The following is a 21,181-nucleotide window of genomic DNA, read 5'->3' on the forward strand; positions in this document are numbered from 1 at the left end:
GCAGGGAGCGCAGTAGGGGTGGGAAGAGGCGGGCGGCGGATTCGAGGGCGATCAGGTCGCGCCGGTCGGGGCTGGTGAACGCCCGCCGCAGGGACGCCGCGGCGGGGTGTTCGCCGGGGCCCGGCGGACCGTAGTGGTTGTCGGGGGTGTCGGTGTCGGTGTCGGGGGTGTCGCAGCCGTACAGGAGCCATTCGCGGGCGAGGGCGGCGGGGATGGTGCCGTGGCCGAGGATGCGGACGGGGTCGGCGGCGCCGGCGCAGCGGCTGCCCTCGCCGGGGCGGTGCCAGGCAGGCTCAGTGGGTGGGTGCTGGTCCTTCCCGGATGGCGGGTCGCCCGCCGGGGCTTCGGTGATGGGGTCGGACTCGGTGGCGGGGTGGCTGTCGCTGGGTGCGTCGGCGGAGTCGGTGTCGTCGGGATCGGCGGCCTTCTCCGGGTCGCCGCGATCGTCACCGGGATCGGGGGATGGCGCGGGCGCGGCGGGTTCCGCGGCGGGGCCGCTGGGGCCGGCCGGCTGGGTCCTGCTGCCCGCGCGGGTGTCGGCGGGCTCGGCGCCGTCATCGTTCGGCTCGCCGTGGGTGTCAGGCTCTCCAGGCGACGGCTGGTCGGCGGGCTCGCCGTCGTCGGTGGGGTCAGCGTCGGCGGTGGCATCGCCGGGAACCGTCTCGGCCGGCGAGCCGGCAGCAGGCTCGGACTCGGGCTCGTTGGCTTCGGCGGGCCAAGGTTCGGGTTCGCCGGCGCCGGCGTCGTCGCCAGTGTGGGTGTCGGCAGTCTCGGTCGCGCCGCTGTCGCTGCCGGTGGTTTCGGTGGCACGGCTGTCGGCGGTGCTGTCGCTGCCGGTGGTGTCGGGAGCGCCGGTGGTGTCGGTGTCGGTGTTGTCGGTGGTGTCACTGGGGGCGGTGGGGGTGAATAGGTCGCCCAGGTCGTTGAGGTTCTTGCCGTACAGGTTGTCGGGGTCATCACCAGGGTGACCGCGGCCGGGGGGAACTGCCCGGACGCCAGCCCAGACAGCCGCGCGATGGCGGTGTCGGCCAGCACCTGCGAATAGGTCCGCTCCCCCGGCGGGTCGTCCGGGTCGGCGCCGGCGAGCACGCCGGTGGCGTGCCGGTGCAAACACGCGTACGCCGACACGATCCGCGGCAACGTGTCCAAGAGGGTCAGGTAGGCCATCCCGTCCGGCGCCGGCCGGGTCCACGCTCCCCGGGAGGAGACTGCTTTGGCGTGCCTGGCCAGGACGGCGTCCGGGTCGAGCCGGGCGGCGACCTGGGCGGCGGCGGCCCGCGCCTGCGCCAGGGTCAACACCGGCAACCGCTCCCCGAGCTCGGCGTCCAGGAGGCGCTGGTCGTCCTCGGACAACCCGGCGGCTTCGGCGCAGACCGCGCCCGCGACCGCCGGGGAGATCAGGCCCGCGGTCAGGGCGGCCAGGGTGTGCGGTAACACGCTGGTCAACGCCCGCGACTGGGACAGCTGCGTCTGCGCCGCCGACGGGCTACACCCGCGGGCCAGCGCGAGTTGCGGGGTGATTCCCCGGCTCGCCGCCCGCGGCGAGAGCCCGCGGGCGTGCGCGTCGGCGGTATGGGTGTCGGCGAACGCGACGCTCACTCGCGCCTGGGCCGCCGCCAGGGCCGCTTTGAGGCGTTCACACACGCTCAACACCTCGATCCGCTCCCCCTGCCCCGCGTCCTGGGCCAGGCCGTCGACCTCGGCCAACGCGTCGGTGATCGCGGTCAGCCAGGCCACCTGATCGCTCGCCCGCTGTGGTGCCCCCACCAGCTCCGCGAACCGCGACCCGCACTCATCCCCACCCTCGCCGCCGCCGGGGTAGCCGCCGCCGCCGCCGCCGCGGCCGCGGCGGGGGAACTGGGCGGCCTCGTAGTCCTCCATGTCCGCGCGGATCTGGGCGAAGAACGCGGCCTCCTCGGCCGCGTCGGCGAACATCGGCTCCTCATCCCCGCGTTGCAGCAGCGCCAGCTCTTCCTCCGGAGTCAGCTGACCGGCCAGCCCGTCACAGTCATCAAAGAAGTCATTCACGGTGTGGTCCCAGCCGCCATCGTCCCCGGGGGTTCCGGGGGTGGTGGGCAGGGTCGCCGTCATACTCGAAATTATACTAGATTACCCGTGAGTACACCAGAACAAATCTTGTAAATAATCGGATTTCTTAGACAGTCAGATGGGGCTGAGGAGGGCCCATTGGTCCCCGCGGAACACGCGGACAAACCCACCGACCGCACGGCCTCTCGGGGCTCACGGCTTGCGAGCAACGACTATCCAGACCCGGTCAGGTCAGATCCGGAAAGTCAGATCCGGTCTGGTCAGATCCGGTCAGTTCGCTCCAGACGTGCCGACCCCCACGACCTTCGGCCGCAAGCCCAGCCGCAAGCGCGAAGGGAAGCACCGACAGCCCGCCGTGCGGATGCGCTCGTATATCTCGCCGGCTGAACAGGCGCGAACTCAAACCGCGTCGACAACCGCAAGCGTAGTGAGCAGCACCGACAGCCCTCCCCCGCCCCGCGACAGCAGACCAGGTTTGCGTCAGGGTTGTGGGCGGGGTGGTGGGTGACAGTCGTGTTCGCGACTGGATTGGCGCGACTTCGGTGATCAGCAGCGGCCTGGCCGTCCTGCAGAAGGTGCCGCATACCTCACCTATTGCAGGACACCCCCACGCTTGCCCGCGTCGCCGTCCTGCACGGCGTCGCCAGGGGCCGTGACTATCCCCGCCGAGAGCGTCGCCTTGGCGGTGACGCGCCCGCCGACCTCGAGGACTTCGGCGCCCCGGTCGAGGCCCTCCGCAGCGGGCACGACTCGCAACACCTGCGGCCCAATCATCGGCGACACCAGGCGATAGGCAAACTCCCGGCCAACCAATCCGGCCCCGTGCCGCCGGATCAGTTCGCCCATCATGAGCGCCTGCAGCGGACCGTGCACGACGAGATCGGCATACCCCTCGACCCGGCACCAGGTGTGGTCATAGTGGATGCGGTGAGCGTTGTAGGTCAGCGCCGAGAACCGGAACAGCAGCGCCTCATCCACCCTCAGGTCCAACACCGGCGCGCGTTCGGTCGCCGCCGGCGGCAGGTCCAGGGTGCCGGGCTCCAGCGGCACCGAGCCCGACGCGACGAGATAGACGATGTCCTGCTCGTCGACGATAACGGTCCGGCCGCCCTGGGTGATCTCGTTGCGCACGGTCACCAAGGTCATCGGCCCGGAGCGCGCCTCCTTCTCCACCGAGGACGCGATGCGGGTGGTCTTGGTCGCCGGCTCGCCGATCGCCAGCTGCTCCCGGTGAACCACTCGGCCACCGGCCCACATCCGCCGCCGGCCCTCCCCCGGAGGCGCCGGTATGCCGAACGACGGATGCCCGTCCGGCCCAAGATCGGCGTGTGGCCGCCGCTCCATGAGGTAGACCCAATGCCACATCTCCGGCAACAGCTCGGTCGGCGCCTGCACACCGAGCAACCCGGCCAGCGCCTCGGCCTGAGCGGCGTCGATGACCTCGGTGCGCTCGATAACCTCCGTGGCGCTCATCGTTGCTCCTGCATATCAGCGAGTATGCCGCGCGCTCACCCCACCAGCCGCCGCGTGTGACCAGCGACGCCCGCCGCTAGCCGAGTTGATAGTCACGGATCCAGGCGGCCATGCCGGGCAAGGTGAACCGCAACCGGCCGCGCCCGGCCGCCTCGATGATTCCCCGGTCGATCAGCCGGGCCCGCGGGACTCTGATGGCCCGGGAGTCGCGGCCCATCGTGGTGGCGATGTGCTCGCGGGGAACGACCTCCTTGCCGAAGTCGGCCATCGCGGCGAGGAAGGCCTGCTCCAGGTCGGAAGCGGAGTCCCACCGAGCCCGACACATCGCCTCCAGTTGCCCGCTCATCGCCTCCCCACCGGCGTGCACATGGGCAAGCTGCAGGGTCTCGCCGCCAGCCCCGGGCGAGGCCGCCCGCCAGGTGGCGTCGCCGACCAGCTGCAGCAGATAGGGATTGCCGTCGGCGATGTCCAGGGCCTCAACCAACGCATCTGCCGCCCAGCCGATCTCGTATGCCGCGGCCGGCTCGACGAGCACCTTGCTGGCATCGCTCTCGTCGAAGCGGTCGAGCGCGATGAACTCGCTGCGCTCACCGAACGTGGCCGCCCGCATGATCATCTCGGGCGTCGACGGCAATCCCGCTGTCATGACCGCGACCGGGTTCTCGCTCCGGCGACCGGCGAGGTTCTGAACGGTGTTGAGCAGGACGCCGAGCTCGGCATACGGCCCGGCGTGCAACTCGTCGATCAGCACGAGCAGCCCCGCCCCACCCCGGGCGCGAATGGTGCTCGCGGCCTCGTGCAAGACCCGCTCGAGACCGGAAATCGCCCCGGCCGGCGGCTCCGCGGGCGCATCTCCTCGGCCGAACTCAGTTGTCAGGCTCACCCCAAAGAGGGCGAACTCGACGCTGATGCTCTCCAGGATGCCGCGCCGGGCCCGGTCGTCCAGGACGTCGGCCTCGACGAGCGCCCGGCGCACCGCCGAGACCAGCTCCGTGAGCATCGGGCTGCTCTTGGCGCACGCCACCCACGCGGTCACGAAGCCCAGCTCGCGCGCCCGCTCCTCGGTGTCGCGCAGCAGCGAGGTCTTGCCGAGCCCCCGCGGCGCGTGCAGCACCACCGGCGGGCCAGCCATCTCGCCGTATGCCGTCACGCGCGCGAGCAGATCGCCCAGCCGGCTGCGCTCGCGGACCCGGCCGATCAGGACGCGCGGTAGGTCACCTGGGGTGAACGGGCTCGTCAACGGCACGGCAACAACTCCTGATACGGCTTTATACTTCGCTTTTCTATAACACTGGATAACGGTGTGCGACTGTCCGGAAAGTCTCCCAGGCTGCACCGACAACATCCGCGTGCGGGCGCGGACGGTGCCGGATCGTCGTGCGGCACGGAACGCGCTGACGCTCAGGCGGTGCGGATGAAGTCCGCCACGGCCGCAGTGAAAGCGTCGTTGTCGTCGGCCGCGGCGGTGTGGGCGGCTTCACCGAGCACCCGGACCTCGACGTGCGGAATGACCGTGCGCAGGTGCTCGACACCCTCGTCGCTCAGGACATCAGACTGACCGCCGGCGAGCAGCAGCGTCGGCGCCTCGACGGCGCGCGCTGCCGCGTCGAGCGTGGCCTGAGCGTGCTCGGGAGCAACCCGGCGCTCGGAGCTGAACAGCCGGGGATCCCAGTGCCAATACCAGCGGCCGTCGCGCAGCCGGAGGTTCTTGCGCAGCCCCTCGGGACGCCGCGGCCGGTCGCGGTGTGGCAAATAGTCGGCGACCGCGTCCGCGGCCTCTTCCAGACTCGCGAAGCCATTGGGCGCAGAGTGCATGAACGCGTGAATCCGCTCGACCCCGTCGGCTTCCAGGCGGGTCGCGATGTCGACGAGCACCAGACGCTCGACCAGGTCGGGGCGGTCGGCCGTGGCAAGGAGGGCAGTGATGCCGCCCAGGCTGGCGCCGACCAGGATCGCCGGCGTGGCCACCTGCGTCAGGACGGCGAGCAGATCGTCGCGGAAGAAGGTGATGTCGTAGTCCGCGTCGGGCGACCACTGCGAGTCACCGTGCCCGCGCAAGTCGAGGGCGACGACGTGCCGGCCCTCCGCGGCAAGCGCGGCTCCCGCCGCCTTCCACGAGTGCCGGGTCTGGCCGCCCCCGTGCAACAGCAGCACGCTCCCCTCCGCGCCGCTGCCCCACTCGTCGGCGGCTAGGACCAAGCCCTGGGCTCCGACGAACGTGACGGTCCGCGCCTCGTCCACCACCGCCAAATCCTCCTTCAGCCCACAGCCCTGGGGCCGTCCGACGTTCTCCATCCGGCCGAGGATCTCACGGGCGTTGCGGCCCCCTGCCACCGGGCCGATCGCTCATCCGTGTCGCGGTGGCCGGAACCAGGCCCCGCTCATCGTCACGACGAGGACGAGGCGGCGCACGAACTGCGGATGCCGGTGCGCGATTTCTTGGGCGGTCGTTCCGCCGAGGGAGAAACCGAGGACGTCGGCGGTCTCGATGCCCTGGACGTGCGCAGCTTCGACGATGCGGTCCGCTAGGACTGGCACCCGAATGGGTCGCGTCGGGACCTGCGAGCGCCCGGCGCCGGGCGCATCGATCATCAGCACATCCCGGTCGGGCAGCGCCGCAAGCAGGGGGGCCCACCTTTCGAGGGCGCCGCCGATACCGTGCAGCAACAGCAACGTCGGTCCCTGCCCGTCTCGACGCCGCGTGTTCAATCGGATGCCGCCCGCCTCCACGCTCAGGTCGCTGAACTCGGTCGGTTGCTTGCCCATGTCGACCTCCTCCTCGTCGATTCTGTCGTAGCCGATTTCGCGTCGATCTCCCGCCTGCCGTTCGCGACAGGTGCCCGCGGTCATCAGCCGTGCCGAGTAACGAAACGCTAACGTCCTCTGCTGCATCCCATATCGTGCTTCCCCGCAGTCGACAACCGGCATGAACGGGTGTAGGAAACAGTTGTAGGGCCATGACATCTCGTTACCGGCCCCGAGGACGCGATGGAGCATCGCCTCCGAGTCACCGATCGAGTCAGGGGTGGGTTCATGCGCTGGACACGCGGCCACAGGGTGACCGGATCAGCGGCGGTGGTGGCCCTCGCCCTTGCGGGGTGCACCTCATCCGAGGGACGGGTGGGGTCAACACCCAACAATCCCAACGCGACCCGGGTAGCCGTCGCGATGATCACCCACGGCGAGGCCGCGGATCCGTTCTGGGCGCAGGTGGAACAGGGCGCGAAGCAGGCCGCGTCCGACTTCAACGTCGATCTGGCCTACCAGACCACACCGGGCGCCGTGTCTCAGGCCGAGGCGGATCTGATCTCCGCAGCGGTCGCCAAGAAGCCCGCGGCCCTGATCGCCACCATCCCCGAGGCCAAGGTTCTCGTCCCAGCCATCAAGAAGGCGGCGGACGCCGGCATCCCCGTGGTGATTGCCAATGCGGGTGCCGCCGAGGTGGCCGCCAGCGGCGCGCGAACCTACGTCGGCCAAGACGAGAGCGCGGCGGGTGAGGAGGCCGGCAGGGAGATGGCCGACGCCGGCGTCAAGCGCGGTGTATGCCTCATCCACGAAGAGCACAACCAGGTGCTCACCGACCGCTGCGCGGGCTTCGACTCCGCGCTCAAGGGCGGTGGCGGAAGCACCAAGATCGTGCATATCAGCGCGACCGACACGGCCAGCGCCGAGGCTGCCCTGACTCAGGAACTGACCGATGACCCGTCGATCGACGGTGTCCTGGCCACCGGGATCCAAGGGTATGCCGCCGCCAGCACCGTGCTCGACGCGATGGCCTCCCGCAAGGTCACCCTCGGCGCCTTCGACGTCTCGCTCGACCCCAACAACCTCGATGCGGTCACCCAGGGGAAGGCGGCCTTCGTCATCGACCAGCAGCCCTTCCTGCAGGGCTACCTCGCCGTCCAGGTCGCGGCCTTCGAGGCCCGATTCGGCCAGCACCCAGCGGCGCCGATCTACACCGGACCGAGCCTGGTCACCAAGGACAACGCGGCCAAGGTCCTTGGGCTGTATCAGAATCTCGGCAAGGCGCCATCCGGGCAAATCGCCGTCTCGATGGTCACCCATGGCCAGAACCTCGATCCCTTCTGGGCCCTGGTGCGCAAGGGCGCCGAGCAGGCGGCCAGTGACTTCCACGCCACGCTCAGCTACGCCTCCCCCGCGGCCACCGACCCGCAGGCCCAGGCCAAGCTGATCACCGACGCGGTGGCGGGCAAACCGGCGGCCATGGTGGTCACCGACTCCGACCCGGCCGTCCTGGACCCCGCCATCAGGGACGCCACCGCAGCTGGTATGCCGGTCGTCATCGCCAACGTCGGCGCCGACAAGGTCGAGGAGCTGAAGGCGACGACCTACGTCGGGCAGGACGAGAGCCTCGCCGGCGAGGATGCCGCCTCGGCCATGGCCGATGCAGGCGTCAAGAACGCCCTGTGCGTCATCCACGAAGCCCAGAACAAGGCGCTGACCGACCGGTGCGACGGCTTCACCAAGGAACTGACCGCGGGCGGCGGGAAGGTGACGACGGTCAACATCGGCGGCACCCACCTGCAAGCCGACCAGGAAACGGTCGAAGCGGCCTTGGCCAAGGACGCCGGCATCGACGGCATCCTGGCCACGGGCATCCAGAGCTTCAGCGCCAGCGGTGGCGCGCTGCAGGCGCGCGGGCTGTTCGGCAAGGTCAAGCTCGGCACCTTCGACATCTCCTTGGCCAACCTGCAAGCGGTGCAAAGCGGTCAAACCCTCTTCGTCGTCGACCAGCAGCCCTTCCTACAGGGCTACCTCGCCGTCCAGACGGCGACCTTCGCGGCGCGCTATGGCCAATCCCCCTACGCCCCGATCTATACCGGCCCGAGCATGGTGACCGCCGACAACATCGACAAGGTCCTCGAGCTTTACCGCAACAAGGCCAAGGCGATGATCCAGCGCGGCGGCTACCCCAACTGAGTTCCACTCGGCCCGACGCGGCCCTCCCACGATGTGCTTGGCCCCGACAACCGGAAGGTGAGACGTGTTAGAGCTGGCGGCGGCAGAGGGTGCCTCGACCCTGAAGCTAAACCTGGGCCCGATCGATGTTGTCCTCCTGGTCATCTACTTTTCGTTCGTCATCGGCATCGGTTTTGCCCTGCGGCGGATGGTGACGACCTCGGCCGACTTCTTCCTCTCCGGGCGATCGTTGCCGGCGTGGGTGACCGGTATCGCGTTCATCAGCGCCAACCTCGGCGCGATCGAGATCCTCGGTATGGCCGCCAGCGGCGCCGAGTACGGCATCTCGATCGCCCACTACTACTGGATCGGCGCGATCCCGGCGATGGTCTTCCTCGGGATCGTGATGATGCCGTTCTACTACGGCTCCAAGATCCGCAGCGTGCCGGAGTATCTCGCCCGGCGCTTCGATAGTCGAGCGCACCTGGTGAACGCGATCATCTTCGTGTTGTCCTCGATCCTGATCGCTGGCGTCAACCTCTATGCCCTCGGCGCAGTTCTGGAGGTCCTGCTCGGCATTCCGCTGGCCTTGGCCATCGTGCTGTCGGCGCTGTTCGTGCTCAGCTACATCCTGCTCGGCGGGTTGACGAGCGCGATCTACAACGAGGTCATGCAGTTCTTCGTCATTCTGGCCGGGCTGATCCCGGTGGTCATCGTGGTCATGCGCGAGGTCGGCGGTATGCACGGCCTGATGCAGAAGCTGAGCACGAACCCCACGTTCACCCATCCGTGGCAGGGGTTGGCCGTGGGCGGGAACAATCCGGTCGGGGACTGGATCGGGCTCGTCTTCGGCTTGGCGTTCTGCCTCTCGTTCGGCTACTGGACGACCAACTTCGCCGAGGTTCAGCGCGCGATGTCGGCCAAGGACGACAACGCCGCGCGGATGACCCCGATCATCGGCGCCTTCCCCAAGGTTGTCATCCCGTTCGCCGTCGTTATTCCCGGTATGGCCGCAGTGCTGTTGCTGCCGGGCATCGGCGAGGCCGGCGGTCTGGCCTACAACGACGCCATCCCCGGGTTGATGGCGAAATACCTGCCCGAGGGCGTCCTCGGGGTCGGGATCACCGGGTTGCTGGCCGCCTTCATGGCCGGTATGGCGGCCAACGTGTCCTCGTTCAACGCGGTCTTCACCTATGACCTGTGGCAGAACTACATCCGGCCTGGGCGGCCGGACGCCTACTACCTCAAGGTCGGCCGCTACACGACGATCGCGGGTGTCTTCGTCGGCATCCTGACCGCCTTCCTGGCTGCTGGCTACAACAACGTCAACAACTACCTCCAGACGCTGTTCTCGTTCTTCAACGTCCCCATCTTCCTTGCGTTCATCGTGGGCATGTTCTGGAAGAAGGCCAGCACAAACTCGGGCTTCTGGGGCATGCTCGTCGGCACGCTCACCTCGGTCGGCATCTTCATCGGCTACAAGGCCGGCTGGATCCCGTTCAAGAGCGACCTGATGGAAAACCAGTATGCGGCGATCATCTCCTTCGTCGTCGGTGTGCTCACGATGGTGATCGCCACGAAGTTCGGCACGTCCAAGTCCGACGAAGAACTCGAAGGCCTCGTCTATGGTCGGCAAGTTGTCGGGTCCTCCGACGGGGAGGGGGCCGTCCACCACGGTCTGCTCGCGAACCCGGTGGTCATGGGGATCGGGGCGCTCGTGTGCGCCGGCCTGGCCTATGTCTTCATCGAGATGGTGAACTGACCGCAGCTAAGGAGTCACAACCGATATGGCACGCAAGACCTACCAGCTGGACGCCGACGAGGCCAAGAGTTGGCGGCTGGCCAAGCTCTTTGACCTGCGCACCTTCATCGGCGTGCTCTTTGTGATCTTCGGGGTGATCGTCACCTACACCGGATTGACGGCCACCGACGAGGAGATCGCGATGGCCGCCGATATGAACCTCTCGTTGTGGGTGGGCCTGATCTTGCTCGCGACCGGGGTGATCTTCCTGGTCTGGATCTGGCTCAAGCCGCCGGAGCCGGTGACCAAAGCGGAAATGGAGGCGCGCCGCAAGGAGCTCGAGGAGTTCGGGACGGCCTCGGGCGTTCACCACTGACTGATCTCGACCACGGATCTCGGCCACTGATCTCGGCTACTTCAGATACGCGAGCAGGTTCGCCGGCTGGGGAGCGGTCTCGGCGAGCGGCGTGGCGGCATACCGCTCGGAGATGCCGGTGATGAATTCGCGCGCTAACGGCGTGAGCGTCTTGTCCTCGGTCTGCATCCGGTTCTTGGTCACCAGGATGCCGAGATCGGCGCCTTTGAAGAGATAGTCGCCCTTGCCGTAGACGCGCAGGAAAAACGCCTCGTTGCTGTCGGCGAGGCTGTGCCAGTCCAGCCCGGGACGGCGGTATTGCAGCACCCCATCGGGGTCGAACGCATAGACGCCGGTGCTGGGCGCATCGGTGATGAACCGGATCGTCGGGTCGGAGGTCTTCATGATCAGCTGGCTCCAGTCGTCAATCGCGGCGAGTTCGAGCCAGCGGGCGTTGATCTCGTCGACATCGAGGTCGTAGTCGATGTCGATGTGGTCGAGCAGGTGGAAAAGGAAGAGGGGGACGTCGGCATACGCACCGGCCGTGACGTTGGTCATCGACGTGACGCCGGAGAAGCGCGGGTTGAGTTCGCCGAGGTAGACCTCGTCGGTGTCGGTGTCCACGAGGACGTCGACCTCGAAGTAGCCCTTGTAGCCCTCCTGGCGCAGCCGGTCGCCGAGGCGGCGCACGTGCTCCAACGCCCGGGTGCGTTGACTGGTTGTTAGGGAGTCCGGGCTCAGGTCGTCGCCACACCAGCCGCCGCGATAGGGCGTCAGCTCGGGGAAGCCGGTCAGGTCGGTCATAAACGGGCCGACGATCGTCCCGTGCTTGGTGTTGACCGCCTCGACGGCGACCGCCTTGTTGTTGATCCGCTTCATGATCTTGACCTCCTCACCCACGATCTCGGTCGCGTACTTGTTCCAATCGCTCTCCGAGGCAATGAAGAACGTGGTCTTGCCGGAGTCGCCGTATGCCGCTTGGATCACCAGGTCGTCCCCCAGACGCGCCGCTGCGCACTGCCGCTGCAGGTCGGCGTAGCTCTCGACGGTCGCCATGACGTTGGGGACCGACGGCGCGCCCGCCTCGTTGCCCAGGCGGGTGGTCTCGAGCTTGGAGTCCAACCGGTTGCGTAGCTCGTAGGGGGGCAGGATCAGGTCCCAGCCCTGCTCCCAGCAGAGCCGCTCGGTCTCCTCGTTGAAGAAGACCATGGCGATCTTGGGCCGCTCCCCGCTGGCCTCGGCGGCGCCGTTGATGTGCCGGATCACCGCGGGATGAGTGAGCAGGTAGTTGTTGATGTCCTCACCGCTGGTGAACTCCTCGTGCTCGATCGGCGGTGGCGCGAACGCGCGCGGGTGGAAGCCGTCCCAGGAGTCATAGAAGACGATGAACGAGAAGTTGCGCACCCACCGGTCGATCCCGAGCAGATTGAAGGCCGTCGCACCGACAAAGAAGACCGGGGTTTCGTTGGTGCGGAAGAAGGTTCGGATCTCGGAGAGATTGCGCAGCCCGTGCCCGGCCAGGGAGTGCCGATAGCTCTCCGTCGCCGCTGACTCGGTTGCGGCGTTGTCCGTGGCGGCTGAGTCGGTCATGGCGTTCCTTTCGCGCGGTGGAGGTGGACAGGGTTTAGCGGACAAGCGGGAGGACCGCTCCGGGACTGTGGCGGGTCGCCGTGATCAGCGCGTCGACGGTGGCGACCGAGTCGTGGAACAGCCCGGGGTCTTGCGGCGTCGGCCACCACGAGAGCTTGACGGCGACCATTCTGGCGTCGTAGTCGACGACGACGAGTTGACCGTGAATACCGAGACAGAGCAGCCGGGTGCCGCCTTGCTCGGGCACCCAGAACTGGGAACGGTAGATTGCCCGGCTGCCGGCAGCGAGGTCGGCGTGACCGCGGTTGACCGCGGCCTGGCGCATGGCCGCGACCGAGTCGCTGTCGCCACGGCGGACGTCGCGCAGGAAGCGGACTGGCACGACCTGACGCCCCCCGGCCGTCCCGGCGTTGAGCAGCATGAGCGCGAACCGGGTCAGGTCGCGCGCACAGAGCAGCAGGCCGCCCGAGTGCGCCGGCGTCCCGTAGGCGTCGACGACCATCGCCCCGTCCTGCTCCAGGCCGAGCGGGGCGATGATCAGCTGCGAGATCAGGTCGATCATCGAGCTTCCGGTTGCGCGTTCGATGACCCAGCCGAGTGCGTCCGTGTCGGTGGATCGGTAGCAAAACGGCCCGCCTGGCTTCCCGACTTCACCCAGCCGCCGGAGGTAGTCGTAGATGGAATCCGTGCAGGTCCATGCCTGTGGCGGCTCGTACATGACTTGAGCGAGGACTCGGCCGCGCGCGGAGAGGTCCTGGTGCTCGTCGTAGTCGACTGCGGTGCGCATATCCAGCAGGTGTCGGACGGTGGCCTCCCGATACCCGCCGGCCAGCTCCGGAACGACCTCCACAACCCGCGTGCTCTCGGTGAGCGTCCCATCGTCCAGCAGCCGCGCCGCAACACAACCGACGACCGACTTGCTGACCGACATCACCAGATGCGGCGAATGCAGGCTGGCGGGCACGCGTTCGTAGTGGGCCACCACCTCCGACTCTCGCACCACGAGCAGGGCGTCGGTATGGGTGCGCCGCACGACGTCGGCGAGCGTGCGGATCGTCCCGTCCGAGCAGGCCAGCGAGATCGCGGGCAGCTCAGTGCCCTCGGCGGTCGGCAACGGTTGGACCGGCCCGTCACCACGACTGACCGTGACCAGCCGCGGTCCGACGAGCGCTGCGGCGTTGCTCGCCGCTCGCTCGCCGAAGTCCATGGGGGGATTTCTACTCCGGTCAGCGCCGGAAGTCGACGGGGCCGGCCGCGGTGCCCTCGGCGCGAATCGAACGCGCGACACCCGCTTTAGGAGAGCGGTGCTCTATCCCCTGAGCTACGAGGGCGGGGGCTGGCGTGCCAGCCCCCCTAGTTTAGGGTCCGGGCGGCCCTCCTTAGACCCTGCCTGGTCTTCGCCGGCACCGGAACCGCCACGGCGGCCCTCTGTGTAATCCAGAGGAGTTCGCGACCAACGGGGGTGATCAGGCAGCCGCACGCGTCGGCGGTTCGTTGGTCGGCTACGCGATCGGGTATCCGATCACGGTCGCCTTGACCATCGTTGCCTGCATCGTCGTCTTCCGGCTCGGCGCGGCCCGCCCGCTGCCGGAAAGACCAGGAGAAGATCCAGCCGTTCGTCGTCAAGTCGCGCTCGTCGTGCTGCTCACCTCTTTCACCCACGCCGCGCTCATCATCCTTGGCGTGCGGTATGTCGCCCGCTTCGGCACGGCCCGCACCCTCGGCGTGCTGACCGGCAGTCAGCTCCAATCCCGGTCCGTATGCGTTTGCGTTCGAACGGATGCCCGACCAGCGGATCGCCAGGGGTATGCCCTGCTGTTCCCGGTGATCATGGTTGCCAAGGTCCTGATCGCCCAGGTCATGGCCGTCTTTTTTATAGTCGGCTGTGCGCGGGCTACAGGAGAGCGAAGGCGCGCTCGACCAGGTCGGCGAAGGTGGCGTCGTGCACGCCGGAGAGATACGCGCGGAAGGCGGCGCGGAAGGCGCCCAGGGCGGCATACGCCTCGACCGAGACGCGCAACTGGGCATCGGCATCCAACCGGCCCCCAGCGGCCTTCTCGGCCCGGGCGATCAGCGCCTCGACGACGGCGCGGTCGGCGCGGGCATACACCCCGAGGAAGCGCAGGCCGATGCTCGGCTCGCGTTGGGTCAACTCCCGGCGCATCTCCCAGGTCCGAGTGTCACGCTCCAGAGCAGTCACCCGGTCCAGGGCCAGGGCCCGCACGACGGCGCGCGGAGACTCGGACGCCGGGCGCGCGGCGACGTAGGCACGGAGTTGGTCGAGGTCTTCCGCGCCGGCGCCCACGAGGGCGTCGTCCTTGACCGGGAAATAGTTGAAGAACGTCCGCGGCGACACGCCTGCCCGCTCGGCGATCGCGTCGACCGTGAGCGCGTCGAGACCACCCTCGTGGGCGAGTTCGATCGCGGCCCGGTGGATCGCGCGCCGGGTCTCGATCTTTTTGCGTTCGCGCAGACCGCAATTCGCTTCGGCGTCGGGCTGGACGGAGAGCACATCCAGGATGGGCGAGGCGGGCGGCATGGGGACAGCATACTGCAGGATCTGCAAACTTGCATAGTCTGCAAACTTTTCTCTAGCCTGGTCGCGTGACCAATCCCGCACCCTCCGTGGACCGCCAGGACCTGGCCGAGTTCCACCTCGATGCGACCGGCAAGCGCATCTTCATCGGCCTCATGCTCGGCATGTTCGTCGCCTCGATCAGCCAGACCATCGTCGGCCCCGCGATGCCGCGCATCGTCGCCGAGCTCGGTGGCATGGAGCACTACTCCTGGGTGGCCACCGCGGCCATGCTCGTCTCCGCGATCACCGTCCCGATCGTCGGCAAGTTCTCCGACCTCTATGGCCGCCGCGGCTTCTATCTCGCCGGCCTGGTCGTCTTCATGCTCGGCTCGCTCGTCTGCGGGCTGGCCCCGAACTTCTGGTCCCTCGTCGCCGGCCTGCGCCATCCAGGGCCTCGGCATGGGCACCGTGATGCCGTTGGCGCAGACCATCATCGGCGACATCATTCCCCCGCGGCACAGGGGCAAATATCAGGGAATCATGGGCGCCGTCTTCGGCGTCACCTCGGTCGCCGGCCCGCTCGCCGGTGGCTGGATCACCGACCACCTCGGCTGGCGCTGGCTGTTTTGGGCCTCGATCCCGTTCGGCATCGCCGCCACCGCTGTGGTCTTCCGTTTCCTGCACCTGGCTCACCAGCGCCGCGACGCCGCGATCGACGTCGCCGGCATCGCCACCTTGACGCCGGCCTTGGTCGCGATCCTGCTCGCCACGAGCTGGGGCGGCACGACCTACGCGTGGTCCTCGGGCGTCATCCTCGGCCTGTATGCCGTGGGCGCGCTCTTCCTCGCCGCCTTCGTCTGGGCGGAATCCCGTGCCGCAGAGCCGATTCTGCCGCTGCGCCTGTTCAAGAACCAGGTCTTCACGCTGTCCAATACCGCCGCCTTCGGCATCGCCATGGTGATGTTCGGTGCGATCATCTATATCCCCGTCTATGCCCAGGGCGTCATCGGCGTCAACGCCACCAACTCCGGCCTGATCCTGCTGCCGCTCATGCTCGGCCTGATCGTCTGCGGCATCCTCGCCGGCCAGGTCATCACCAAGACCGGGCGCTACAAGGGCATCATGCTCGCCGGTGTCGCGATCATGGCCGCCGGCATCTGGCTACTCACGCGCCTGACGCACACGGCCACCTCCGGTCAACTCACCGTGGCCATGGTCGTCATCGGCGTCGGCCTGGGTCTGTGTATGCAGCAATACACTCTGCTCGTGCAGAACGCTTCTGCCCGTGCGGATTTGGGCATCGCTACCGCGTCGACACAGTTTTTCCGCAATGTCGGGTCCACCGTGGGGATCGCGATCTTTGGGACCGTCATGACGTCGGGCCTGCACGTGGCGATCCTCAGCCATCTGACCCCGGCCGCGGCCAAGGCCGCCGAGGCTTCCGGTCAGCAGATTGGCGCCGGCTCGGTTCTCGATCCCACCGTCATGGCCAAGCTGCCCGCGCCGGTCGCCGAGGCGGTCCGGATGGGCCTGGCCGAACGCCTGCACGAGGTCTTCCTCATCGGCCTGCCAATCCTCGCGCTCGTCTTCGTCGCCACGGCGTTGATCACGTCGGTCCCGCTGCGCACCACCAATGACACCCCGCGGCACGAGGCCGAGCAGGAGTTCCTCGACTCCATGGCCACCCTCTCCCCCGAATCCCTCCAGGACGAGGGCGAGGAGCGGTTCGCGAACTCGCGCTGAGGTCTGTGCTTCCGGCCTCAGCGGCGCGGATGGGTGCGGTCGTAGTTGCGAGCCTGCCGGGCGCCGTTGGCCATGGCGAGGATGCCGATCGCCATGATGGCGAGCAGCGAGATGGCCACCGGCCGGTTGTCCCACATGGCAATCACCAGCACCGTGCCAAGCGCCGCCAAGGACAAGGCAACGAGCAGGACCATCACGGTTCCGGATGCGGGACGCGCCATACCGCTAAGGCTACGCTCGCCCGGCCGGCCACCATGCGTGGCCCACCATGGCCGGTATGCCGACACCTTCGCGAATCTCTTTCCGCCGGGCCGAGGCCCGCGACGTGCCGGCCATCGTCGCCCTGCTGCGGGACGACCCGCTCGGGGCGCGCCGAGAGCGGGAGCCGGATGATGCGGCAGACGCGCTTTTGTCCACATCGAACGCGACCCCTTCGAGCTGCTCGTTGTCGGCGAACACGAGGGGGGAGGTGGTCGCGGCCCTCCAATTGTCCTTCCAGCCCGGCCTCGCGCGCGCCGGCCGCCTGCGTGGACAGAGCGTCGGTAGACAGCTATTCGCGTGGGCCATCGACCGGGCGCGCCAGGAGGGCGCGACGATGCTCCACCTGACCTCGGATGCCAGCCGCACCGACACCCACCGCTTCTATGCGGAACGAGGCTTCGAGCAGACTCACTCCGGCTTCAAAATGCCACTGTGCCAACCAGATTAGGGCCGCTTGGGGAATTTCTCGAACTCCGGGCGCCGCTTGGCCTTGTAGGCCTCCCGGCCTTCCTTGGCCTCGTCGGTGGAATAGAACAGCAGGTTCGCGTCGTGGGCCAGCTGCTGGATGCCCGAGATGCCGTCCTCGGCGGCATTGAAGCTGGCCTTCATCAGCCGCAACGCGAACGGCGACATCGTCAACATCCGGCGGGCCCAGGCGACGGTCTGCGCCTCGAGGTCGGCGAGCGGGACCACCTTGTTGACCATGCCCATCTCGAGGGCCTCCTCGGCGGAGTACTGCTCGCAGAGGAACCAGATTTCCTTGGCCTTCTTGACCCCGACCATCTCGGCGAGCAGCCCGGCGCCAAAGCCACCGTCGAAGGAGCCCACCTTGGGGCCGACCTGCCCGAACTTCGCGTTGTCGGCGGCGACGGTCAGGTCGCAGACCAGGTGCAACACGTGGCCGCCGCCAATCGCATAGCCGGCGACCATGGCGATGATCGGCTTCGGCATACGGCGCATCTGGATGTGCAGATCGGTGACGTGGAAGCGGCCCACAGCGCCGGCCCTGCCGGGCTCGGTCAGATAGCCGGTGTCGCCGCGCACCCGTTGATCGCCGCCGGAGCAGAACGCGTCCGGGCCCTCGCCGGTGAGGATGATCACGCCAATCGAGCCGTCCTCGCGGGCGAGCGTGAGCGCCTCGGAGATCTCCATCAGCGTCTGCGGGCGAAAGGCGTTGCGCACCTGCGGCCGATTGATCGTGATCTTACCGATCCCGTCGCCGCTGTGCTCGTAGCGGATGTCCTCGTAGTCGGCTGCGGGCATCCAGGTGACAGGGTCGAGGTCTTCGGGCGGCATACCGGCCAGCCTATGGGGCGCTCAGTTCACCATGTAGTGGAGGATCACGTCGTGGGTGTGCTTGGCCTTGTCCGAGCCCCGAAGCAGGATCTCGTATGCCGTGTGCGAGGTGTGGATCGCCACCGTCGTCTCCTCGGTGAATCGCCCGAAGACCGAGGCGTTCGAGGCATAGGAGATCGCCGTGATCTTGTCGTAGGGGATCGACGTCACAGCCACCCGGCCGCCAGCGAAGCTGTTGTCCTGCAAGATGACCCGCTTATCCGTGAGCCCGATGAAGCCGGTGCCGACGTCCTTGCCGTCATAGACCGCAAAGACCGTCTCGCCGGGTAGCAGGCTGTTGCGGACGATCTGCAGTTGGTCCTTCTTGTCGTAGTAGACCTCGTCCTCGGTCATCGTCGCGTCCTTCCCGCTCGCCGCTTTCCAGGCGCACGATACGCCCGCGGCATACGGTAAAGACATGAGCATGGGCAGGATCGACATCGCCGAGGGCGACATCACCACGCAGAAGGTGGACGCGATCGTCAACGCGGCCAACTCCTCGCTGCTCGGCGGCGGCGGGGTCGACGGAGCCATTCACCGTGCGGCGGGGCCGGAGTTGCTCGCCGCCTGCCGGGAGTTGCGCGCCTCGACGCTGCCCGAGGGGCTGCCACCGGGTGACGCGGTGGCGACGCCGGGGTTTAAGCTCAAGGCGAAGTGGGTGGTGCACACAGTCGGCCCGAACCGGCGCGCGGGACAGACCGATCCGGCGGTGCTGCGGCGGTGTTTCGCCAACAGCCTGGCCGTCGCCCGCGGGCTGCGGGCGCGCAGCATCGCCTTCCCGGCGATCGGTGCCGGCGTGTATGGCTGGGACGTGACCGAGGTCGCCGCGATCGCCATGGACGTGGCCCTGGGGCACATCGCCGAGCGGGACACGCTCGACCGGATCCGGTTCGTCACCTTTGGCGCCGAGGCCACCCGCGCGTTCGAGGAGGCGCTAGGGCAGCGCCGTTGAACCGTCGGTCTCGGTGACGGTCATGGTCGCCGGATCCCACTCGCCCGGTGGCACCTGGGAGCGGGGCACGACGAAGCGGGTCTTCTCGAAGTCGCCGGCCACCGGTGATGGCCTCGACCTTCGCGCGGTCGCTTGCCGGCCGGCCGCCGCGGCACAGCTCGATCCGGCAACTGCCGGCGTCCAGCCTGGGGAGGAAGACATAGCTGGCGCCCTCCGTGACCTCGGCGCCGCAGGAACCGCCCTCACGCGCGGTCACGACCGTGGCGGTCGCCGGCACCTGACCGGCATAGACCCGGTCGACTGCGACCGTGTAGCTGATCGGGTCGTCGCTGACCAGGCCCCGCCAATCGAGAGGACCCGGGCGGCACGGTTATCGTCACCAGGCGTACCGACACGCTCCGCTCGACCCGGCCACCACGCCATTCACCTAACTCATCGAGTCAGCTGGCGCACTTCGGTGGATCGGAAGCTATCACGGTCTGCCGTAGCTGGCGCCGCCCCAAATCGAGCGCAGGCTGACCGACAGGCCGGTGCGGGGCGAGTCATACATCATGCCGTTGCCGGCGTAGATGCCCACGTGGTAGGCGGGGTAGCCGAAGAAGACCAGGTCGCCGGGCTGCGGGCTGGACACCGGCGTGGCCGCCGCCTGCTGGCCCGCTGCCGTGCGGGGCAGCGAGATGCCGACCTGGGCGAAGACATACATCGTAAAGCCCGAGCAGTCGAACCCGGCGGGCGTGGAGCCGCCGTAAACGTATGGGGTGCCGAGATAGCGCGCCGCGATGGCGAGCACGCCGCCGGCAGCGGGCGGCGGGGGCGCCTGGGGCGGCGGATTGGTCGGTTTGGTGGGGGCCGATGTTGTCGAGGTGGTGCCGCTCGTCGTCGACCGCGTAGTCGTGCTGCGGGAGGCGGCGGCCGTGGCCACCGGGGCGGCCGGCGCGGCGACAACGGGAGCCGGCTTGGGCTTGGGTTTCGGCTTGGGCTTGGCGACGGCGGTCACGCCGATGACCCCGAAGCTCGTGGCCTTAGGCCCGGCAGAGGGGGCGGTCAGCGCGACCGGTCCGGCCGAGGGGGCGGCACCGTCGATCCGTCCGGCCGGGGCGGACTGGGCCGGGGAGGCCGCCATCGCGACGACCAGGCCACCGGTCGCCGCGAGCACGGCACCGGTGCGGACGGCGCCGGCGCTGGCAGCGGCATACGGGAGAGGGGAACGGGAGGCGCGGTGGCGCCCGACATATGAAGACACAGCGACCTCCAGCGCCTACGAGGTGAGCTGTCGGGTTCGGGCGAGGTGGCGTTGCCCGGCCCGCGCGGCCACATCGTGGCGCCGCGCGGAGCTTCACCCCAAGGGGCCGTGGCCCCGGAAGTGGTTCCCCCGCTCCTACCAGCGGTGATCAATGTCCCGGGCCCGGACATGGTAGGACTCGGCGATCCGGGGCGGGGTCCTCGGGGGAAGGACGCTTTGCAAACTACACCTGCACCGGCGAGATTGTCACATTCCGGTCACGGCGGGCACCGTGGCGCTGCTCACGCGGGGGCGTCAGTGGGGCACGACGACGCAGAAGACGTGCCCGGCGATGTCCTCCGGCAAGGAGACGCCCTCGGCCGGCGGCAACCCCTCGCCCACCGCCACGATGCGCTCCTCCTCACGCCGGACGAGCACCTGCCCGCCCGGGACCACACCGGCCGTGGTGAGCAGGGCGAGCGACTCCGGATCGGTCTGGACCGGCTCGCCAATGCGGCGCACGAGCACCTGGCGGCCGCCGTCGTCGACCGCCTCGGTCAGGGTGACCAGACCGAGGCGGAAGGGCTCGACGTCGTCGGTGTCCCCCAACTCGTCCAACCCGGGGATCGGGTTGCCATAGGGGGAGGTGTGATCGTTGCCGAGCAGCCCGAAGATCTTGCGCTCCACCCGCTCGGAGATCACGTGCTCCCATCGGCACGCCTCCGCGTGGACGAACTGCAACTCCAACCCGATGACGTCGACGAGCAGCCGCTCGGCGAGCCGGTGTTTGCGCATCACCCGGGTCGCAGTGAGCCGGCCCTGCTCGGTGAACGCGAGCTGCCGATCGCCGGAGAGGGAGACCAGCCCGTCGCGCTCCATGCGCGCGATCGTCTGCGACACCGTCGGGCCGGAGTGGCCCAAACGCTCGGCGATCCGGGCACGCAACGCCGGGATGCCCTCTTCCTCGAGCTCGAAGATGGTCTTCAGATACATCTCCGTGGTGTCGATCAGATCACTCACAG

Annotated in this window: 20 protein-coding genes, 1 tRNA gene, 1 pseudogene and 1 riboswitch; of the genes and pseudogenes, 7 read left to right on the forward strand and 15 right to left on the reverse strand. The window is 68.5% G+C overall.

Features of this window, described 5'->3' with window-relative positions; genetic code table 11:
* Positions 1–51: 51 nt before the first annotated feature.
* The 5 genes from V9G19_RS23825 to V9G19_RS23845 form a co-directional block, all read right to left on the reverse strand.
* The gene (locus V9G19_RS23825) at positions 52–2,091 is read right to left on the reverse strand and encodes a DUF222 domain-containing protein (protein WP_462287874.1); all 2,040 of its coding nucleotides are present in this window, start codon (positions 2,089–2,091) and stop codon (positions 52–54) included.
* Between the two features lie 549 nt (positions 2,092–2,640).
* Positions 2,641–3,522, reverse strand: coding sequence for an FAS1-like dehydratase domain-containing protein (locus V9G19_RS23830; RefSeq protein WP_462287875.1), 882 nt, complete (start codon positions 3,520–3,522; stop codon positions 2,641–2,643).
* A gap of 76 nt (positions 3,523–3,598) precedes the next feature.
* On the reverse strand, positions 3,599–4,768 hold the full coding sequence (locus V9G19_RS23835) for an ATP-binding protein (RefSeq protein ID WP_462287876.1): 1,170 nt from the start codon (positions 4,766–4,768) through the stop codon (positions 3,599–3,601).
* Positions 4,769–4,923: 155 nt separating this feature from the next.
* On the reverse strand, positions 4,924–5,856 hold the full coding sequence (locus tag V9G19_RS23840) for an alpha/beta fold hydrolase (protein WP_462287877.1): 933 nt from the start codon (positions 5,854–5,856) through the stop codon (positions 4,924–4,926).
* A 12-nt stretch (positions 5,857–5,868) separates the two neighbouring features.
* Complete coding sequence (locus tag V9G19_RS23845; protein ID WP_462287878.1) at positions 5,869–6,288, reverse strand: alpha/beta fold hydrolase; 420 nt, start codon at positions 6,286–6,288, stop codon at positions 5,869–5,871.
* Between the two features lie 267 nt (positions 6,289–6,555).
* On the opposite strand from V9G19_RS23845, the gene V9G19_RS23850 reads away from it, so the two are divergent.
* From V9G19_RS23850 to V9G19_RS23860, 3 genes are all read left to right on the forward strand, one after another.
* Positions 6,556–8,463, forward strand: coding sequence for a substrate-binding domain-containing protein (locus tag V9G19_RS23850; protein ID WP_462287879.1), 1,908 nt, complete (start codon positions 6,556–6,558; stop codon positions 8,461–8,463).
* A 64-nt stretch (positions 8,464–8,527) separates the two neighbouring features.
* On the forward strand, positions 8,528–10,204 hold the full coding sequence (locus V9G19_RS23855; RefSeq protein WP_462287880.1) for a sodium:solute symporter family protein: 1,677 nt from the start codon (positions 8,528–8,530) through the stop codon (positions 10,202–10,204).
* Between the two features lie 25 nt (positions 10,205–10,229).
* Complete coding sequence (locus V9G19_RS23860; protein ID WP_462287881.1) at positions 10,230–10,559, forward strand: hypothetical protein; 330 nt, start codon at positions 10,230–10,232, stop codon at positions 10,557–10,559.
* A gap of 36 nt (positions 10,560–10,595) precedes the next feature.
* Here V9G19_RS23860 and V9G19_RS23865 read toward each other — a convergent pair whose 3' ends face one another.
* The 5 genes from V9G19_RS23865 to V9G19_RS23885 all read right to left on the reverse strand — a co-directional run bounded on the left by V9G19_RS23865 (position 10,596) and on the right by V9G19_RS23885 (position 14,667).
* Complete coding sequence (locus V9G19_RS23865) at positions 10,596–12,128, reverse strand: biotin carboxylase (RefSeq protein WP_462287882.1); 1,533 nt, start codon at positions 12,126–12,128, stop codon at positions 10,596–10,598.
* Positions 12,129–12,162: 34 nt separating this feature from the next.
* Positions 12,163–13,335, reverse strand: coding sequence for a serine hydrolase domain-containing protein (locus tag V9G19_RS23870; protein WP_462287883.1), 1,173 nt, complete (start codon positions 13,333–13,335; stop codon positions 12,163–12,165).
* A 51-nt stretch (positions 13,336–13,386) separates the two neighbouring features.
* Positions 13,387–13,459: transfer RNA gene (locus V9G19_RS23875), tRNA-Arg, on the reverse strand.
* A gap of 22 nt (positions 13,460–13,481) precedes the next feature.
* Positions 13,482–13,877 carry a hypothetical protein gene (locus V9G19_RS23880; protein ID WP_462287884.1) on the reverse strand — a complete coding sequence of 132 codons (396 nt, stop codon included), beginning with the start codon at positions 13,875–13,877 and terminating at the stop codon, positions 13,482–13,484.
* 145 nt (positions 13,878–14,022) lie between these two features.
* Entirely contained in the window at positions 14,023–14,667 is a 645-nt protein-coding gene (locus V9G19_RS23885; RefSeq protein WP_462287885.1) for a TetR family transcriptional regulator, read from the reverse strand.
* 203 nt (positions 14,668–14,870) lie between these two features.
* On the opposite strand from V9G19_RS23885, the pseudogene V9G19_RS23890 reads away from it, so the two are divergent.
* Together V9G19_RS23890 and V9G19_RS23895 are read left to right on the forward strand one after the other, a co-directional pair.
* Positions 14,871–15,026, forward strand: a pseudogene (locus V9G19_RS23890) (MFS transporter); the annotation flags it as partial.
* 79 nt (positions 15,027–15,105) lie between these two features.
* Entirely contained in the window at positions 15,106–16,389 is a 1,284-nt protein-coding gene (locus V9G19_RS23895; protein ID WP_462287886.1) for an MFS transporter, read from the forward strand.
* A 17-nt stretch (positions 16,390–16,406) separates the two neighbouring features.
* Here V9G19_RS23895 and V9G19_RS23900 read toward each other — a convergent pair whose 3' ends face one another.
* The gene (locus V9G19_RS23900) at positions 16,407–16,610 is read right to left on the reverse strand and encodes a hypothetical protein (RefSeq protein WP_462287887.1); all 204 of its coding nucleotides are present in this window, start codon (positions 16,608–16,610) and stop codon (positions 16,407–16,409) included.
* Between the two features lie 56 nt (positions 16,611–16,666).
* Between V9G19_RS23900 and V9G19_RS23905 the strand changes: the two genes are divergently transcribed.
* A complete protein-coding gene (locus V9G19_RS23905) occupies positions 16,667–17,098 on the forward strand; it encodes a GNAT family N-acetyltransferase (protein WP_462287888.1) in 432 nt (143 codons plus the stop codon).
* Here the strand turns inward: V9G19_RS23905 and menB are convergent.
* Positions 17,095–17,946, reverse strand: coding sequence for a 1,4-dihydroxy-2-naphthoyl-CoA synthase (menB, locus tag V9G19_RS23910; protein ID WP_462287889.1), 852 nt, complete (start codon positions 17,944–17,946; stop codon positions 17,095–17,097). The genes V9G19_RS23905 and menB overlap by 4 nt on opposite strands.
* Positions 17,947–17,967: 21 nt before the next feature.
* Positions 17,968–18,426, reverse strand: a complete 459-nt coding sequence (locus V9G19_RS23915) for a PH domain-containing protein (RefSeq protein ID WP_462287890.1) — start codon at positions 18,424–18,426, stop codon at positions 17,968–17,970.
* On the opposite strand from V9G19_RS23915, the gene V9G19_RS23920 reads away from it, so the two are divergent.
* Positions 18,410–18,937 carry an O-acetyl-ADP-ribose deacetylase gene (locus V9G19_RS23920; RefSeq protein ID WP_462288108.1) on the forward strand — a complete coding sequence of 176 codons (528 nt, stop codon included), beginning with the start codon at positions 18,410–18,412 and terminating at the stop codon, positions 18,935–18,937. The genes V9G19_RS23915 and V9G19_RS23920 overlap by 17 nt on opposite strands.
* A 472-nt stretch (positions 18,938–19,409) precedes the next feature.
* Here the strand turns inward: V9G19_RS23920 and V9G19_RS23925 are convergent, their stop codons facing one another.
* Together V9G19_RS23925 and V9G19_RS23930 are read right to left on the reverse strand one after the other, a co-directional pair.
* The gene (locus V9G19_RS23925) at positions 19,410–20,180 is read right to left on the reverse strand and encodes a C40 family peptidase (protein WP_462287891.1); all 771 of its coding nucleotides are present in this window, start codon (positions 20,178–20,180) and stop codon (positions 19,410–19,412) included.
* Positions 20,178–20,334: riboswitch (cyclic di-AMP (ydaO/yuaA leader) on the reverse strand. It overlaps the preceding gene by 3 nt.
* A gap of 140 nt (positions 20,335–20,474) precedes the next feature.
* Entirely contained in the window at positions 20,475–21,179 is a 705-nt protein-coding gene (locus tag V9G19_RS23930; protein WP_462287892.1) for a metal-dependent transcriptional regulator, read from the reverse strand.
* Positions 21,180–21,181: the final 2 nt, after the last annotated feature.

The sequence above is a fragment of the Nostocoides sp. genome (assembly GCF_037045025.1).
GTDB lineage: Bacteria > Actinomycetota > Actinomycetes > Actinomycetales > Dermatophilaceae > Nostocoides_A.